Annotated in this window: 21 protein-coding genes; 14 read left to right on the top strand and 7 right to left on the bottom strand. The window is 64.0% G+C overall.

Annotation, left to right across the window (positions count from 1 at the left end):
* Nucleotides 1-478, bottom strand: a 478-nt coding sequence (locus JWP26_RS14815) for a copper chaperone PCu(A)C (protein ID WP_299729169.1), incomplete at its 3' end; no start/stop codon positions are given.
* 128 nt (nt 479-606) lie between these two features.
* Here JWP26_RS14815 and dnaK point away from each other — a divergent pair.
* The 5 genes from dnaK to dnaJ all read left to right on the top strand — a co-directional run bounded on the left by dnaK (nt 607) and on the right by dnaJ (nt 6,279).
* Complete coding sequence (gene dnaK, locus JWP26_RS14810; RefSeq protein ID WP_299729166.1) at nt 607-2,520, top strand: molecular chaperone DnaK; 1,914 nt, start codon at nt 607-609, stop codon at nt 2,518-2,520.
* A gap of 168 nt (nt 2,521-2,688) precedes the next feature.
* A complete protein-coding gene (locus tag JWP26_RS14805) occupies nt 2,689-2,970 on the top strand; it encodes a hypothetical protein (protein WP_299729163.1) in 282 nt (93 codons plus the stop codon).
* Nucleotides 2,971-3,215: 245 nt separating this feature from the next.
* Nucleotides 3,216-3,677: a hypothetical protein gene (locus tag JWP26_RS14800; RefSeq protein ID WP_299729160.1), complete on the top strand. Its 462-nt coding sequence runs from the start codon at nt 3,216-3,218 to the stop codon at nt 3,675-3,677.
* A 200-nt stretch (nt 3,678-3,877) separates the two neighbouring features.
* Entirely contained in the window at nt 3,878-4,927 is a 1,050-nt protein-coding gene (locus JWP26_RS14795) for an alpha/beta hydrolase (protein WP_299729157.1), read from the top strand.
* Nucleotides 4,928-5,139: 212 nt separating this feature from the next.
* Complete coding sequence (dnaJ, locus tag JWP26_RS14790) at nt 5,140-6,279, top strand: molecular chaperone DnaJ (protein ID WP_299729154.1); 1,140 nt, start codon at nt 5,140-5,142, stop codon at nt 6,277-6,279.
* Nucleotides 6,280-6,430: 151 nt separating this feature from the next.
* Here dnaJ and JWP26_RS14785 read toward each other — a convergent pair whose 3' ends face one another.
* Entirely contained in the window at nt 6,431-6,838 is a 408-nt protein-coding gene (locus JWP26_RS14785; RefSeq protein WP_299729151.1) for a VOC family protein, read from the bottom strand.
* A gap of 126 nt (nt 6,839-6,964) precedes the next feature.
* Between JWP26_RS14785 and JWP26_RS14780 the strand changes: the two genes are divergently transcribed.
* Genes JWP26_RS14780 through pyrF form a run of 3 tightly spaced genes read left to right on the top strand, consistent with a single transcriptional unit; the run spans nt 6,965 to nt 8,882 of the window.
* On the top strand, nt 6,965-7,510 hold the full coding sequence (locus tag JWP26_RS14780; RefSeq protein WP_299729148.1) for an NADPH-dependent FMN reductase: 546 nt from the start codon (nt 6,965-6,967) through the stop codon (nt 7,508-7,510).
* Between the two features lie 5 nt (nt 7,511-7,515).
* Nucleotides 7,516-8,127 (top strand): histidine phosphatase family protein, encoded by a 612-nt coding sequence (locus tag JWP26_RS14775; protein WP_299729145.1) that lies wholly within the window; start codon nt 7,516-7,518, stop codon nt 8,125-8,127.
* A 56-nt stretch (nt 8,128-8,183) separates the two neighbouring features.
* Complete coding sequence (pyrF, locus tag JWP26_RS14770; RefSeq protein WP_299729142.1) at nt 8,184-8,882, top strand: orotidine-5'-phosphate decarboxylase; 699 nt, start codon at nt 8,184-8,186, stop codon at nt 8,880-8,882.
* Nucleotides 8,883-9,112: 230 nt separating this feature from the next.
* On the opposite strand, the gene JWP26_RS14765 is transcribed toward pyrF, so the two are convergent.
* The gene (locus tag JWP26_RS14765; RefSeq protein WP_299729139.1) at nt 9,113-9,463 is read right to left on the bottom strand and encodes a VOC family protein; all 351 of its coding nucleotides are present in this window, start codon (nt 9,461-9,463) and stop codon (nt 9,113-9,115) included.
* A gap of 137 nt (nt 9,464-9,600) precedes the next feature.
* On the opposite strand from JWP26_RS14765, the gene dapB reads away from it, so the two are divergent.
* The 3 genes from dapB to JWP26_RS14750 are packed head-to-tail and all read left to right on the top strand — an operon-like array spanning nt 9,601 to nt 11,510.
* Nucleotides 9,601-10,440 carry a 4-hydroxy-tetrahydrodipicolinate reductase gene (gene dapB, locus JWP26_RS14760; protein ID WP_299729136.1) on the top strand — a complete coding sequence of 280 codons (840 nt, stop codon included), beginning with the start codon at nt 9,601-9,603 and terminating at the stop codon, nt 10,438-10,440.
* A 3-nt stretch (nt 10,441-10,443) separates the two neighbouring features.
* Nucleotides 10,444-10,881: an EVE domain-containing protein gene (locus JWP26_RS14755; protein ID WP_299729133.1), complete on the top strand. Its 438-nt coding sequence runs from the start codon at nt 10,444-10,446 to the stop codon at nt 10,879-10,881.
* A 14-nt stretch (nt 10,882-10,895) separates the two neighbouring features.
* Nucleotides 10,896-11,510 (top strand): 2,3-bisphosphoglycerate-dependent phosphoglycerate mutase, encoded by a 615-nt coding sequence (locus tag JWP26_RS14750; protein ID WP_299729130.1) that lies wholly within the window; start codon nt 10,896-10,898, stop codon nt 11,508-11,510.
* A gap of 155 nt (nt 11,511-11,665) precedes the next feature.
* Here JWP26_RS14750 and JWP26_RS14745 read toward each other — a convergent pair whose 3' ends face one another.
* On the bottom strand, nt 11,666-12,535 hold the full coding sequence (locus JWP26_RS14745; RefSeq protein WP_299729127.1) for a bifunctional helix-turn-helix domain-containing protein/methylated-DNA--[protein]-cysteine S-methyltransferase: 870 nt from the start codon (nt 12,533-12,535) through the stop codon (nt 11,666-11,668).
* Between the two features lie 80 nt (nt 12,536-12,615).
* Nucleotides 12,616-13,098 (bottom strand): DUF2244 domain-containing protein, encoded by a 483-nt coding sequence (locus JWP26_RS14740; RefSeq protein WP_299729124.1) that lies wholly within the window; start codon nt 13,096-13,098, stop codon nt 12,616-12,618.
* Between the two features lie 44 nt (nt 13,099-13,142).
* On the opposite strand from JWP26_RS14740, the gene nth reads away from it, so the two are divergent.
* Entirely contained in the window at nt 13,143-13,817 is a 675-nt protein-coding gene (nth, locus tag JWP26_RS14735; RefSeq protein WP_299729121.1) for an endonuclease III, read from the top strand.
* Nucleotides 13,818-13,876: 59 nt separating this feature from the next.
* On the opposite strand, the gene JWP26_RS14730 is transcribed toward nth, so the two are convergent.
* On the bottom strand, nt 13,877-14,326 hold the full coding sequence (locus JWP26_RS14730) for a DUF2214 family protein (RefSeq protein WP_299729118.1): 450 nt from the start codon (nt 14,324-14,326) through the stop codon (nt 13,877-13,879).
* Between the two features lie 75 nt (nt 14,327-14,401).
* Between JWP26_RS14730 and JWP26_RS14725 the strand changes: the two genes are divergently transcribed.
* The gene (locus JWP26_RS14725; RefSeq protein WP_299729115.1) at nt 14,402-14,989 is read left to right on the top strand and encodes a TetR/AcrR family transcriptional regulator; all 588 of its coding nucleotides are present in this window, start codon (nt 14,402-14,404) and stop codon (nt 14,987-14,989) included.
* 66 nt (nt 14,990-15,055) lie between these two features.
* Nucleotides 15,056-16,075: an adenosine kinase gene (locus JWP26_RS14720; RefSeq protein WP_299729112.1), complete on the top strand. Its 1,020-nt coding sequence runs from the start codon at nt 15,056-15,058 to the stop codon at nt 16,073-16,075.
* Between the two features lie 174 nt (nt 16,076-16,249).
* Here the strand turns inward: JWP26_RS14720 and JWP26_RS14715 are convergent.
* Nucleotides 16,250-16,533 (bottom strand): TIM barrel protein (locus JWP26_RS14715; RefSeq protein WP_299729109.1); only part of this gene is annotated, 284 nt, incomplete at its 5' end.

Here is a 16,533-nt window from a genome sequence, read left to right as displayed (position 1 = left end):
AGTGGCCGCCGTGGCCGGGCGCGGTTCCGGCGGGGGCGACGACATCGGCATCGGTCACGATCTGGCCGGGAGGGTTGAAGCTGAAGGTGAAGCTGATCTTGTCGCCCGGTTTCACCGCCGGATCGACGCCGAACAGCATCGCATGCTTTCCGCCGGGCTTGAACTCCACCACTCCCTCGTCGGGAAATTCGGTCGTCGCGATCGGGCGCATCCGCATCACGCCCCGGTCCATCTGGCTGTCGTGCAGCTCGATCCGATCGACCTGGGGGCTGCTGACGCTCGTCAGCGCCATCGGGCTGCTGTTGCTGCGCAATGTGAAGTAAGCAGCGCCGGGCACGCCGGCTGCGGCGGGAAGACGGACCCAGGCGTGTTCGACCGTCACCTTGACCGTCTCGGGCGGGCGCTTGCACGCTGGGAGCAGGCAGACGGCAGCGATAGCCGCGGCCGCGACGAAAGGGCGGGCAATGGTGTCGTTCACTCGTCCGCCCTTAGGCGCGGCGACTTCTTGTAGCAACGCAAACGGCACCTATATCGCATGCGAAACACTCGCGCGCCTTGTTTGCAGGGCGCGGGTCTTGTTATTTTTGAGGGGCATAAGAGGGTCATATGGCAAAAGTAATTGGAATCGATCTCGGCACGACCAACAGCTGCGTCGCCGTGATGGAAGGCGGCAAGCCCAAGGTCGTCGAAAATGCCGAAGGCGCGCGCACGACGCCGTCGATCGTCGCATTCGCCAAGGACGGGGAGCGCCTGATCGGCCAGCCGGCCAAGCGCCAGGCGGTCACCAACCCCGACAACACGATTTTCGCGGTGAAGAGACTGATCGGCCGCCGCTTCGATGATCCGGTGACCAAGAAGGACACCGAGCTGGTTCCGTACAAGATCGTCCGTGGCCCCAACGGCGATGCGTGGGTGCACGCCGGCGGCCAGGATTATTCGCCGTCGCAGATCTCCGCGTTCATCCTCCAGAAGATGAAGGAAACCGCCGAGGCCTATCTCGGCGAGACGGTCAGCCAGGCGGTGATCACCGTCCCGGCTTATTTCAACGACGCCCAGCGCCAGGCAACGAAGGATGCCGGCCAGATCGCCGGCCTCGAGGTGCTGCGCATCATCAACGAGCCGACCGCGGCCGCGCTCGCTTACGGGCTCGACAAGCAGGACGGCAAGACGATCGCGGTCTACGACCTCGGCGGCGGCACCTTCGACGTCTCGATCCTGGAGATCGGCGACGGCGTCTTCGAGGTCAAGGCGACCAATGGCGACACCTTCCTCGGCGGCGAGGACTTCGACCTGCGCATCGTCGACTACCTGGCGGACGAGTTCAAACGCGAGAACGCCATCGACCTGCGCAAGGACAAGCTGGCCCTGCAGCGCCTGCGCGAGGAAGCCGAGAAGGCCAAGAAGGAGCTCAGCTCCGTCCCGCAATATGAAGTGAACCTGCCCTTCATCTCGATGAACGCGTCCGGTCCGCTGCACCTGAACATCAAGGTTTCCCGCGCCAAGCTGGAAGCCCTGGTGGAAGACCTGATCAACAAGACCATCGGCCCCTGCGAACAGGCGCTGAAGGATGCCGGGCTGAAGAAGACCGACATCGACGAAGTGGTTCTGGTGGGCGGCATGACCCGCATGCCCAAGGTCGTCGAGGCGGTGAAGGAATTCTTCGGCCGCGAACCGCACAAGGGCGTCAACCCCGATGAAGTGGTCGCCCTCGGCGCCGCCATCCAGGGCGGCGTGCTGCAAGGCGACGTCAAGGACGTGCTGCTGCTGGACGTGACCCCCCTGACCCTGGGCATCGAGACCCTGGGCGGCGTGTTCACCCCCCTGATCGAGCGCAACACCACCATCCCCACCAAGCGCAGCCAGACCTTCTCCACCGCCGACGACAACCAGAACGCCGTCACCATCCGGGTCTTCCAGGGTGAGCGGCCGATGGCCCAGGACAACAAGATCCTGGGGCAGTTCGACCTGGTCGGCATTCCGCCGGCCCCGCGCGGCGTGCCGCAGGTGGAGGTGACCTTCGACATCGACGCCAACGGCATCGTCAACGTCGGCGCCAAGGACAAGGCCACCAACAAGGAACAGTCGATCCGCATCCAGGCCAACGGCGGCCTGTCGGATGCCGACATCGAGCAGATGGTCCGCGACGCCGAAAGCCACAAGGCCGACGACGAGAAGCGCAAGGCCGTGGTCGAAGCCAAGAACCACGCCGACAGCCTGCTGCACTCCTCCGAGAAGGCCCTGGCCGAACACGGCGACAAGGTGCCGGCTGAAGACAAGGCCGCCATCGAAGCCGCCATCGCCGACCTGAAGGGCGTGATCGACGGTGAAGACTCCGAGGCCATCACCGCCAAGACCCAGGCGTTGGCCGAGGCTTCGATGAAGCTGGGCGAGGCCATGTACAAGGCTAGCCAGGCTGAAGCCGAGGCGCAGGCCGCCGGCGATGCGGAAGACGACGATGATGACGTGGTCGACGCCGACTTCGAAGAGGTCAAGGACGACGACAACAAGAAGTCCGCATAAGCGCCATATTGGATTGAATGACGAAGCCCGGGAGCGATCCCGGGCTTTTTTGTTGACCGCCGCCGAGCGGTTAACAAGGGCATAATGGCGACGTTAAAATTGCGAGGATTGCGAGCACGGAGAGCTTACGGGCGCCTGATATCAAGAACGGGCTTCGGGGGACGCGCCATGGCAATTCTGGTTCTGCTGACATCAACGATCGTTTTGACCTTCATGCCGGGATGGCGGTCCTATCTCATGGGGATGGCGATCGCGGCCGGGCTGCTGGCGTGGGCTTACTGGCCGGTGCCGGTGGAGTTGAATTACGATACCGCCCTGCACGATTACATGGTGGCAATGGCGGCGCCGTTCTGTTGGCTGGCCTTCGTGATTGCCATGGTGGGGAAGATCGCGTGGCTGGGTGGGGTGGTGCCGGGAGCGTCCGCGCTCAATGCGGAAGCGTCGACGTAAGTCTGGGCGCTTCTGGTGTACCGACCTTCTGTCTGAGGGCATCCGTCCCCCCACCCCTGACCGCTCCGCACGGGGGAGGGAGACGATAGAGCCGCAAACCCGGTGGGTTCGCTTCGGGAGGGTTCTGGCCAGTCGTGGGGTGGGGGCAGGTCTGGCCGACGGTCCGTGTTCACCTTGACTTCCCCCCGATTCGCGTATTCCGCCTTTGCATTAGCTAATCGTTACAAACTGTCCTATGGTGGGGAATGAACATTCCAGACCCCAAAACCTTCACCGATCCCGAAAAACTGCGCAAGCTGATGGCCAATGCCGTCCGCCTTGGCTATCCCGATCTCGTTTTCAACTGCCAGCTGCGCATCGCCGAGCTGGTCGGCAATACCCACGAAAAGGGTATTGAGCGCGAATTCTGGACCGCCCTGAGCGCGGCCGAGGAATTCAACACCGCCGCCAAGGGCAAGACCAGTAAGCTCACCAAAATCCGCGCCAAGCACAAGCGCGTCGGCGCCCAGAAGGTTCTGGCGGATGCCGCCATGGAGCCAGAAATGTCGGACGGCTTTGCCACGCTGGTCGAGCATGGCCGCGCGGACCTGTCGAGCGAAGCCATCGTGATGCGCAATGAAGAGCTGTTCAGCGTCGACGCGGTCAATGCCGTGCGCAAGAAGCTGATGGAGCACAATATCAGTGCCGAGGCGCTGGAAGCGGCGTAATCGAGTTCGAGCAAAAGGCTCGCAGTTTCACGTGAATCACAGACAAACCCGGGTCTTCGCCCGGGTTTTTTGTTGCCTGGCGCAGAGCGCGCAAGACTGACAAATCCAGAAATAGGCCAGATCGCGCCCCAATGTGGGCCCATTGTGGGGTTCGAAAGGGATGTCGCTGGGGGGCGGCACTAACGCGCAGCGAGGCCACCATGAGCGACATTGCCAGCAATCCCCAATCAGGCGGCATCGGCCGACTGGCCGAACTGATCCACGGCAATCCGATGGACCGCCTCGATACCGATATGAAACTGGTGATCGAGGCGCTAGCGGAACTGGGTGCGCGCCCGCTGGAGCAGAGCAGTCCTCAGGCGGCGCGGCGCCAGCCCAAGCTGATCGACGCCATCAGTTCCATCATGGCGCGGCAAGGGCGGGCGCCCAGCGAGGATGGCGTCAGCACACAGGACATTACCTATAAGGGCGCCGAGGACGAGTTGGCGGCGCGGATTTACCGGCCGGTGGGACTGTTGAGCCGGCTCAATCCGATGATCGCCTACTTCCATGGTGGAGGTTTCGTCACCGGGGACCTGGACATGCACGATGCCACGGCGCGGGCCTTGGCGCGGCGGACCGGAGCCATCGTGGTGTCGCTCGACTATCGGCTGGGCCCTGAGCATAAATTTCCGGCGGCGCATGAGGATGCTTATGCGGCGTGGCGCTGGCTGGTGGGCGCGGCGCGCGAACTGGGCGGCGATCCGCGGCGGATCGCGGTGGCGGGCGAGGATGCCGGGGCGAACCTGGCGCTCAACGTGGCGCTGATGGCGCGGGATGCCCATTTCACCCAGCCGCTGGCGCAATTGCTGATCCATCCGATTGCCGGCAGCGACATGAGCCGGCCCTCTTATGGCGAGACGCTGCGGGCGCGGCCGATCGGTATGCCGGGCATGCAGTGGCGGATGCGGCATGAGCTGGAGGATCGCGAGCAAATGAGCGATCCGCGCATTGACCTGGCATCACGCGAGGATTTGGCGGGCGTGGCGCCGGCGACCATAATCCTTGCGGAAATCGACCCGTTGCGCTCCGAGGGCGAGGCGCTGGCCGAAGCGCTGGAGGCGGCGGGCATCAATGTCACCTGCACCGTGCATGAAGGCGTGACGCAGGGCTTTTTCGGGCTGGGGCTGATCGTCACCAAGGCACTGTTCGCCCAATCGGAAGCCGCCGAAGCGCTGAACCAGGCGTTTGGGCGCGGCCGGCGGGGCTGAGTTTCCGAACTCCAGTTGATGGCGCGGCCCTTGCTTGATATGGAGCGGGCGCTACTCATTTGGTCTGGCAAGCCTTGCTTCCCCTTGCGGGAGGCGGGCTTGATTGCCATCTAGGGGTTAGTTTCAGGTCTCTTCTAGTGAGGCGCTGGGTTTGGCGCGGTCCATAGCGATCGCGACGAGCCGGCGCCGGCATGGCTTTCGGAGAAAAATTCTTGGCCAAACGTGATTTCTATGAGGTGCTCGGCGTTGCCAAGGACGCCGACGATGCGGCGCTCAAGAGCGCCTATCGCAAGCTTGCGATGCAGTATCACCCCGATCGTAATCACGGCGATAACGAAGCGGAAGGCAAGTTCAAGGAGTTGAGCGAAGCCTATGAGACGCTGAAAGACGGCCAGAAGCGCGCGGCCTATGACCGGTTCGGGCACGCTGCCTTTGAGAATGGCGGGCGTGGTGCTGCCGGGGCCGCGGGCTTCGGGCCCGAATTCACCTCCTCGATGTCAGATATTTTCGACGATATTTTTGGCGACTTCATGGGCGGACGCCGCGGCCAGGGCGGCGGCGGGGCGGCCAAGCTGCGCGGCAGCGACCTGCGCTACAATCTCGAAATTTCGCTGGAAGAAAGCTTTGCCGGGCAGACCGTCGAGATCGACGTACCCACCTTGGTGTCCTGCACCACATGCGATGGCAATGGCGCCAAGCCGGGCACCGGCACGCATACCTGCCGGCAGTGCAATGGCCATGGCAAGGTGCGCGCAGCGCAGGGATTTTTCACCATCGAGCGGACCTGCCCGGTCTGCCAGGGCCGTGGCCAGATGATGGACCAGCCCTGCACCGATTGCGGCGGCCAGGGCCGGCGCCAGGAAAACCGGAAGCTCTCGGTCGATATTCCCAAGGGGATCGAGGACGGCACGCGCATCAGGCTGGCCAATGAGGGCGAGGCGGGGCTGCGGGGCGGACCGCCGGGTGATTTGTATATCTTCATCTCGTTGCGCCCGCACGATCTGTTCCAGCGCGATGGGGCTGATCTCTATGCCCGCGTGCCGATCGCCATGGCGACGGCTGCTTTGGGCGGGGAATTCGAAGTGCCGACGCTCGATGCAATGCGCGCCAAGGTCAAGGTTGCGGCGGGCACGCAGCCGGGGCAGCGCGTGCGGCTCAAGGGCAAGGGCATGCCGGTACTGCGCAGCAAGGACACCGGGGATTTGTATGTGCAGCTCGATATCGAGACGCCGCAGAATTTGTCGCGAAAGCAGCGTGAGCTGCTGGAGGAGTTCCAGCGGCTGACGACGGAAGAGACCAATCCGACCTCGGATGGGTTTTTTGCGAAATTGAAGACGATGTTTGGGGCTTAGGAGCGGAACGCTTTCCACCTCTCCCTTTGGGGGAGAGGTGGGCGCGCAGCGACGGGTGAGGGGGCCTTCCCCTCACACCTCACCCAGTAAAGGCCCCCTCACCCGACCCAAGAGGGTCGACCTCTCCCCCAAAGGGAGAGGTGAAGAAGCATCAGCCCGGCTGGACGAAGCTCGGGTCCATCCACATGATTTCCCAGATGTGACCGTCGAGATCGGAAAACGCGCGGCTCATCATGAAGCCGTAGTCGTCGCCGGGGCGTGCTTGCGTGGCACCGGCGGCGATGGCTTTGTCGAACAGCGCGATGACCGCATCCTTGCTGTCGCGGCTGAGCGCGATCAGCACTTCGCTGCTGGTATGGGCATCGGCGATGGTCTTGGGCGTGAACTGGGCGAATTTTTCATGCGTCAGCAGCATGGCGAAGATGTTCTCGTCGATCACCATGGCGGCGGCGGTCTCGTCGGTGAACTGCGCGTTAAAGGCGAAACCCAGTGCGCCGAAGAAGGTTTTGGACGCCTCGAGATTGCGGACCGGCAGGTTGACAAAGATGTTGGTGGCCATCGGGGTCTCTTCTATTTTACTAAGGCATTTGCTTAACTGATTACCTCCCGGCTGGCAAGGGGCCACTCGCCCTTGCGGCGCAGCGCGGCGGCGGGCAGTGTTACCTCCTCATCAGGATCACGCTTCATGACCACCGCGCTTACGCTCTCCGGCTCGACCCGCAAGGGATCGCTGAACCAGATGTTGCAACGCCATATCGGCACGCAATTGGAGGCGGCGGGGGTGAAGGTCACGGCCATCACTCTGGCCGATTACGACCTGCCGGTCTTCAACGAGGACCTAGAGGCCGAGCATGTGCCCGAGGCGGCGGCCCGGCTGGCGGAGCTGTTCACCAGCCATGACATCGTGTTTTGGGCCAGCCCCGAATATAATGGCGGGCTGACGCCGCTGACGGTCAATACGCTGGCCTGGCTGAGCCGGCAGCGGCCCAGCCCGTTCCGCCATCCGGTATTCGGCATTGGCGGGGTGAGTACCGGCAAATATGGCACCATTTTTGGGCTGAGCCATCTGCGCGACAGCCTGAGCAAGATCGGGGCGCTGGTGGTGCCGACGCTGCTGGGCATCGGGCCAGCCGACGAGGCGTTCGATGCGGACGGCGCGCCGGTGGAGCCGGCGATCATCCGCAAGGTCGAGGCCCTGGTGCATGAACTGACCCATTTCAGCCGGGGCTGAGGTTTATGCGCTCGCTGTATCTGAGCCATCCGCAGGTCAAGGTCGATCCCGAGGTGCCGGTGCCGCAATGGGGCTTGTCAGAGGTCGGGCGCGCCCGCGCGGAAGCGTTTGCGGCGCGGGAGCTGATCGCCGAGGGCGCAATCGTCTTTGCCAGCGATGAGCGAAAGGCGGTGGAACTGGCCGATATCGTCACGGCAAGTTGGGGCGGCGCGGTGATTACCGATCCGGCGATGGGCGAAAACGACCGCTCCGCGACGGGCTTTTTGCCGCCCGAAAAGTTCGAGGAGACCGCCAACCGGTTCTTTGCCGCGCCAATGGAGAGCGTCGATGGCTGGGAGCGGGCGATCGATGCGCAGCGGCGAATCATCGAGGCGGTCGCCGGGGCGATGGCTCGCGTGCGACCCGGACAGACGGCGGTATTCTGTGGGCATGGCGGCGTGGGTACGCTGCTCAAATGCTATCTGGGCGGGTGGGCCATTGCCCGTTCGGAAGACCAGAGCCGGCTGGCCGATCCGGGCGGCGGCAATGGCTATGTGTTCGACCTTATGGCGCGAAAACTCTATTGCGACTGGACGCCGATGGAAGACCTTACCGCCGAGCTGATCGAAGGCGTCTAGTTGCCTCGGACAGCGTGTTGTGCGAGTGAAACGCGATCCACAGGGAGAATCAAGCCATGAGCGGACAACTGATCGTTGGCCTCGACGTTTCCACGCGCGCCGAAGCTGAGAAGATCATCACGGCGCTGGGCGACGATGTGCAGTTCTACAAGATTGGCTATCAATGCTTTTACGGCGCGGATGGGTTCGCGCTGGGCAAGGAATTGATCGCGGCAGGCAAATCTGTGTTCTTCGATCTCAAGCTGCTGGATATCGACAACACGGTGGAAAAAGGCGTGGCGGCGATCGCCGCGACCGGGGCGGCGATGCTGACCGTGCATGCCTATCCGCAATGCATGCGCGCGGCGATGCGCGGCGCGGCGGGATCGGACCTGATGGTGTTGGGTGTTTCGGTGCTGACCTCGATGGATGACAAGGACGTGGCCGAGGCCGGCTTTGCGCGCGACACGGCGGGGCTGGTGGCGCTCCGGGCGCAACAGGCGCGCGACGCGGGCATTGGGGGGCTGGTAGCCTCGCCGCATGAGGCGGAAATGGTGCGCACTATTGTGGGGCCGAAGCTGGCAATCGTCACGCCGGGCATCCGGCCGGCGGGCGCCGATCATGGCGATCAGAAGCGAGTGATGGGTCCGGCGGAAGCGCTGGCGGCGGGGGCGACGCATCTGGTGGTGGCGCGGCCGATTATCCAGGCTGCCGATCCCGCAGCGGCGGCACGGGCGATTTTGGCGGAGATGGCGGGTGGGGTGCGGGTGGCTTAGGGCCTGCGTGACCGTCCTGGAGGGTAGACACCCTCATCCGGCGCTGCGCCCCGACGGGAGAAGACAATCACAGATGCCATTCCAACCACGGTAGCTTCCCGCGGACTTGATCCGCGGCCCTTTTGCCGCTTGTGTCGTGTTGAGAGTGGCCCGCGGATCAAGTCCGCGGGAAGGCGAGACGGTGCGCGTCAGCGCGCGAGTCAGATAAAGCCCACCTCGCGAGAATGCCCCTAATACGTGTTCTTCAGCGGCTGGGTAAAAATCAACTGGTTGCCGTCGGGGTCGCGGTAGATGGCGGTTTTGACGTAGTCGCCGATGCGCTTGCTGACGGGGGTGATGCCCAAGGGCTCGAGCGTCGCCACGTGCGCGGCCAGGTCATCGACGATCAGCGTCACCGAAGAGGCGCCGGCGCGGTCGGCATCGGTGAACACATGCACCCAGCCGCCGGTGGAGAACTTCCATTCGGCCACGTCGGCCATGGGGCGCGCGTCGGCGCTGCGGCCGAACATCTGTTCGTACCAGGGCAGGGCGGTCGCCAAATTGTCGACGGCGACACCGGCCAGGGCATTGGTGATGGTCATAGGCAGTCCTTCATGCGGCAACACGACGCCGAGTCTAGCATGTGGCGAAGCTTCTTCTTACCCGCAAGTGTGGCTTGGTGTTGGCAAAGCGCGCTGCTATAGCCGGAGCCGAATATTGCTAATCTGGAGACTTCGCCATGGCCGATCTCAAGGTGGTTATTGCCGGTGCTGGCGGGCGCATGGGCGCGGCCAATATTCGCGCCGTGGTCGCGCTGTCGGGCCTGGCCGTGCATGGCGCGGTGGCGGGGAGCGGATTGAGCCTGCATGCCGCAGTCGACCGGCCGGGTACGCCGGCCATCGGGCAGGATGCCGGGCTGTTCGCCGGGATCGGCGCACTGGGCGTGACAATCACCGACAATCTGGATGCGGCGCTGGTTGGGGCTGACGCGGTGATCGATTTTACCGCGCCGGCCGCGAGCGTGGCACTGGCACAAAAGGCCGCCAAGCTTGGGCTGGTGCATGTAATCGGCACGACGGGCTGTTCGGAAGGCGACGACGTGGCGATTGCCGAGGCTGGTAAGGCCGGCGCGACAATCGTCAAGTCAGGGAATTTCTCGATGGGGGTCAATGTGCTGGCGAGCCTGGTGAAACAGGCAGCGGCCGTGCTGGCGCAGTACGATATCGAAATCCTTGAAATGCATCATGCCAAGAAGGTCGACGCGCCATCGGGCACGGCACTGCTGCTGGGCCACGCGGCGGCTGAGGGACGACAGATTAATCTGGCGAGCCATTCCGTGCGCGTGCGTGACGGTCATACCGGACCACGCGAAGAGGGCACGATCGGTTTTGCGACGCTGCGTGGCGGCACGGTGGTGGGCGATCACAGCGTGATCTTTGCCGGGCCATCGGAGCGGATCGAACTGAACCACCGCGCCGAGGATCGGGCGATTTTTGCCCATGGCGCGGCGCGGGCCGCGCTGTGGGCCAGGGATCAACAGCCGGGGCTCTATTCCATGGCCGACGTGCTGGGGCTCTGAGCGATGCGCGCGCCGACACACTGGATCGGCGTGGCGGCGCGGGGCCATGTGGTGGTTGGCGTCGCCGAGGGGTTCGTGATGTTTGCGCATGGCAAGCATAGCGCGGTAAAGCAGGTGCAGCCGGGCGACTGGTTCGTCTATTATTCGCCGACGCAAACGCTGGGCAAGGCTGATGCCGTTCGGCGCTTCACGGCCATCGGGCAGGTGCTGGACGGCGAGCCCGTGCAGATGCAAATGGGTGTTGATGACACCGGTTGGCGGCGGTCGGCGCGGTTTCTGACGGCGCAGGAGGCCGATATCTATTTGCTGCTGCCGCAGCTTTCCTTCGTGACCAATCCAAGCCATTGGGGCATGTATTTTCGTAAATCGCTGTTCAGGGTGGAGGCCGGCGATTTTGCGCCGATCGCCGAAGCCATGGGCGTGGGCGACCTCATCAACTGACGGAGACTTTTAGCATGACCGGCACCCTGATCCTCGTGCGCCACGGGGAAAGCGACTGGAACCTCAAGAATCTGTTCACCGGCTGGCGCAATCCGGACCTGACAGAGAAGGGGACCGGCGAGGCGCGGGCGACCGGCGTCAAGCTGCGCGAAAAGGGCTATGTGCCGGACATCTATTTCACCTCCAACCTGCGCCGGGCGCAGCACACGCTGGACTTGATGCTCGAAGAAATGGGAATCAGCGAGGTGACCATCACCCGTTCGCTCAAGCTCAACGAGCGCGATTATGGCGACCTGACGGGCCTCAACAAGGACGATGCGCGGGCCAAGTGGGGCGAGGAGCAGGTGCTGATCTGGCGCCGCTCGTTCGACGTGCCACCGCCGGGTGGCGAGAGCCTGAAGGACACCGCGGCGCGCACGCTGCCCTATTATGAGAGCACGATCGTGCCGCTGCTTAAGGCGGGCAAGACCGTGCTGGTGGCGGCGCATGGCAATTCGCTGCGGTCGATCGTGATGGCGGTGGAGGGGCTGACGCCTGAGCAGATCCTCAAGCGGGAACTGGCGACCGGGGAGCCGGTGGTTTACCAGATTGGCGCAGATGGGCAGTTGGAAGCGCGGGTGGAGATTTAAGTCCATCCAAAACACTCGACAGGGCAGACACCCTCACCCGGTCTCCACTTTGCTCGGCCACCCTCTCCCCGACGGGGAGAAGGTGGCGCAGTGCCGGAAGAGGGTATCCGCTGGCTAAGGCTGCGCAGTCACTTCGAAGTGTTCCACGTGAATCCTTAATGCGCCGCCGAAATAACTCCGGCTTCCCAACCCAAAATCGCGCGCTTACGGGGGACACCCCAGTGGTAGCCGGTGAGGGCGCCCGAGGTTCCCACCACCCGGTGGCAGGGGACGACGAAGGAGATCGGGTTCTTGCCCACCGCGGCGCCGACGGCGCGGGAGGCTGTCGGGCGGCCGATATCGTGGGCGACCTTGGCATAGGTGGTGGCGCAGCCGACGGGAATCTTGAGCAGGGTTTCCCAGACACTGACTTCGAAATCGGTGCCGATTAGAACCACCCGCACCGGGCGATCGGCGGACCATTGGGCGGGATCGAAGGCCTGCGCGATCATCGGGGCGACGCGCGCGTCGTCGCGAGTGAAGCGGGCATTGGGCCAGCGCTGGGCGAGGTCCTGGAAGGCTTCTTCAATCGTCGTTTGGTCGTCGGCGAAGCCGAGGCCGGACATGCCGTATTCGGTTGCGGTGACCACCGCCATGCCGAAGGGCGAGGGCGCGGCGCCCCAGATCATGTCGAGCCCGGCGCCGCCGGCGCGGAAAATGCCCGGCGGCATGGCTTCATAGGTCACAAACAGATCATGCAAGCGCGAGGTGGAGGAGAGGCCGACCTCGTAGGTGGTGTCGAGCACGCTCTGGCGGTCGCGCAGCAGGAACTTTGCATGGTCGAGCGCCACTGCCTGGGCAAAACTCTTGGGGCTGAGGCCGCACCAGCGGCGGAACAGATCGGTGAGTTGCCGCTCGCTCAGGCCCATGGCACGGGCAAAGCGGGGCAGGTCGAGCAGATCGGGGCCGTTCTCGCTGAGGTAGCGGATGGCGGCCTGGATGGTCTCGTAATCGGTTTGGGGCGTGGCCGTGATCATCTGGTTCATCTGAACACCCATGGGCTTGTCATGGGAGATATCTAGGCGCCCGGGTGGGGAAATGCGACCCGGTTTTGACGGCACAGCGCCTAGCCGCGGGCCTTGCGCAGGGCGGTGCCGAAAGCCTTGGCGAGGCTGGATTTATCGTCCTGGGTAAGGAAGGCGCCGATCTCGGTTTCGCCCTTGTTGGTGCGCAGCCGCAGCGCGGTGGTGCGCTCATTGAAATCGCGCTCGATCACCAGGCGCACGGAATTTGGGTTGAACTGCGTCTTGGCGATGGCGCCCTTGGTGTCGGTGGCGATCAGTTCGAGCCGGTCGGACCACAGCGTCAACTGCTGGCGGCGCTTCTCGCGCCGCATGGCGGTGCGCAGCGCAAAGGCAATAGCGATAACGTCGAGGCCCATGAAGCCGATGACCGGCCAGGCGCCAAGGGAAAAGAAAATCACGCCGGGCAGCGCGGCGAGCGCCACCACCAGGACAATAACAATGCGCAGGCCGCGCGGGGTGAGCGAGCGGTGCGGGGTCAGTTCGGCCGCGAACAGCGGCGCAGTGGTAGTTGCTTGCATGGGCATTTGGTTCTCTTGTTGAGTATAGCCGCAGAATCACCGGAGAGAAAATGGCCAAGGGCAAAAAAGTGAAGGGGCTTCCCGCGGCCGATGTAGAGGCGATTTTCGCCGCTTTCGAACGCGATAATCCTGAGCCCAAGGGGGAGCTGGACTACAGCAACGCCTTCACGCTGCTGGTCGCGGTGGTGTTATCGGCGCAGGCAACTGACGTGGGCGTGAACAAGGCCACGAAGAAACTGTTCGAATTGGCCCCCAGCCCGGCGGCGATGGTGGCGCTGGGGCCGGAGCGTATCGAAGAGCTGGTCAAGACCATCGGGCTCTATCGTACCAAGGCCAAGAACGTGTTCGCGCTCAGCCAATTGCTGATCGAGCGGCACAATGGCGAAGTGCCGGACCGGCGCGAGGCGCTGGAGGCGCTGCCGGGGGTGGGGCGCAAGACCGCCAATGTGGTGCTCAATATTTTCTTCAAGCAGCCGACCATCGCGGTGGATACGCATCTGTTCCGGGTGGGCAACCGGACGGGGCTGGCACCTGGGGAGAACCCGTTGCAGGTGGAGCTGGCGCTGCTCAAGGCGGTGCCGGAGCACTATCTGCTGCATGCACATCACTGGCTGATCCTACACGGGCGCTATGTGTGCAAGGCGCGCAAGCCGGAATGCTGGCGCTGCATTATTCGGGAGTGGTGCCGGTTCGAGCCGAAGACGCCGGCGCCGAAGGAAGCCTAGAGTCTTTCTGGTCGCGTTTCCGAACCGGAAAACCGCGTCGCACTTTTCCTGCAAACGCTCTAATACCCCCGCGCCATCGCTGCGGCGAAAATCGGGATCAGCACCAGGATGATCACCTCGGCATTGAGGAAGCGGCGGCTGATGGCGATATCGCGGGCCGGCGGCACGAAGCCGGAATCAGCCTTGAGCGCCTTTCCCCATTTGCCCAGCGCCCGCGTGGGCTGGATCGACAGCAGGCCGACGATGAGGAAGGCCAGCATCTTGCCCCAGAACATGTCGCTGGCGACGTAGAATTCCCAGCCCTTGCCGCCGAAGACCACGCGCAGCACGCCGATGACGATAACCACGATGGCGGCGACGCCGTAGAGTTTATCCACGCTGGCGAGCTGGCCGAGGCGCGAACCCGACAGGCCGGGGCGCAGCAGCACGAACTCGGCGGCGATGATCCCCACCAGGGTGAAGACGGCGAGGTGGTGGAGAATGGCAAAGGTCAGGTCGAGATCGAGCATTTGTGTCTCCGGTCGGCTTGCGTCGGGCTGGCGTCATGTTAACAGTGACCACATAAATATGGAAAGATGTGAGCAGTGTCAACTTCGCCGGTTTCGGGCCGATATCATCATGGCGACCTACGGCGGGCCCTGCTGGAAGCCGCCATGGACATGCTGGAGGCCGAGGGCGCAGCGGGGCTTGGTCTGCGTGAGCTGGCGCGCCTGGTGGGGGTGTCGGCGGCGGCGCCGTATCGGCATTTCGACAGCAAGACCTCGCTGCTGGAGACGCTGGCCATTACCGGCTATCAGCGGTTCAGCACGATGATGGGTGAAGCCGAACGCGACAGCCCCCCGGAGCGTCGCATCGCCATGATGGGGCAGGCCTATGTGAATTTCGCGCTGGCCAACCCAAACCTGTTCCGCCTGATGTTCTCGCCAGAGCTCAAGCGCGACAACCGGCCGGGGCTGCGCATGGCGGCCGATGCGGCCTTCGATACGCTGCGTGCCGTCACCGCGGCGCTGCCGGAGGGTGACAAGAGAATTGCGGCGCTCAAGGCCTGGGCACAGGTGCATGGGCTGGCGGTGCTGCTGCTGGATGGGCAGATCGCGCGGCGCGATGGCGAGGATATCGAGGCGATGATTGCGGCGGTGCTGGCTGACAAAACCGGCTCGCTCGGCGCATAATCGTTGCGCGGCACGGGGCGTTCCGTTACATCGGCCCGGTCCCAATTCCATTCTGAGCGAGCCCCAATGGCCCAGTCCCGCTTCGACGTCCTGACCATCGGTAATGCGATCGTCGATATCATCGCACCGGCCAAAACAGGGTTCATCGAGGCGGAAGGCATGAGCAAGGGTATCATGCATCTGATCGACGCCGACCGGGCGCTCGACCTTTATGCGCGGATGCCGACCGACAAGCAGCAGATTTCAGGCGGCAGCGCGGCCAATACGGCGGCGGGCGTGGCCTCGCTGGGCGGGCGCGCGGCGTTCGTCGGCAAGGTGGCGGACGATGCGCTGGGCGATTTCTTCCAGCAGGATTTCCACGCCATCGGCGTGCACTACGCCACCACGCGGCTGATCAATGGCGCGCCGACCGCACGCTCGATGATCTTCGTGTCTGAGGACGATGGCGAGCGCACCATGAACACCTATCTGGGCGCCTGCCAGCAGCTCACCGAGCACGACATCATCGAGGACGAAATCGGCGGCGCCGAAATCACCTATATGGAGGGCTTTTTGTGGGACCCACAGGAGGCCAAGAAGGCTTTCGTGCTGGCGGCCCATTATGCGCACAAGAACGAGCGCGCCGCCGCGTTTACGCTGAGCGACCCGTTCTGCGTCGACCGCTATCGCGACGAGTTTTTGGACCTGATGCGCTCCAAGACCATGGACCACGTCTATGCCAATGTGCATGAGCTGAAGTCGCTGTATCAGACGGAGGACCTCGGCGAGGCCGTGCGGCAGATCGCCAAGGATTGCGAACTGGCGGCGATCACCATGGGAGCCGATGGCGCCATGGTGATCTGCGATGGCGAAGTGACCTCGGTGCCGGCGTTCCCGATCGACAAGGTGGTGGATGCGACCGGGGCAGGGGATTTGTTTGCCGCAGGGTTTTTGCTGGGTATGGCGCGTGGGCAGACGCTGGAGTCGGCGCTCAAGACCGGGTGTCTGTCGGCGAGCGAAGTGATCTCGCATGTCGGGGCCCGGCCGCAGGTTAGCCTGGTCGGGCTGGCGCGGGAGCATGGGCTGGCGCAGGCGTTGGACGGGTAGGGTTCGATATCGCACCGCTGCTAACGGCGCTATCGTCCCCTCCCCCTTGAGGGAGGGCCAGGGTGGGGGTGGGCCTCAACGGGAGTGGCGTCGGGGCAGGTTAGCACCCAGACTGCGGGGCGTTCCCCCCACCCCAGACCCCTCCCCTCAAGGGGGAGGGGGACGACTGAATGTTCAGCGCAAAGCGGCTTTCGTCTGCTCGAACGACGCGGCGCTATCGCCGATCGGCCGGTATTCCAGGCCGGCAAAACCCTCATACCCATTATCCGCCAGCCAGTTCACCGCGCCGGCGAGATCAAGTCCGCCCGTGCCGGGCTGGTTGCGGCCGGGATGGTCGGCGATGTGCAGGTGCACGATGCGCTCGATATGGCCGGCCATCACCTGTTGGGGTACTTCGTCCATCACCATGGAATGGTAGAGGTCGTAGGTCAGCCCGATCTCGGGACGGTTGACGGCGT

This window comes from Devosia sp. (assembly GCF_028290435.1).
Classification (GTDB): Bacteria; Pseudomonadota; Alphaproteobacteria; order Rhizobiales; family Devosiaceae; genus Devosia.
Note: the sequence above shows the minus strand (reverse complement) of the source record. Positions and strands in the feature narration are given on the sequence as shown.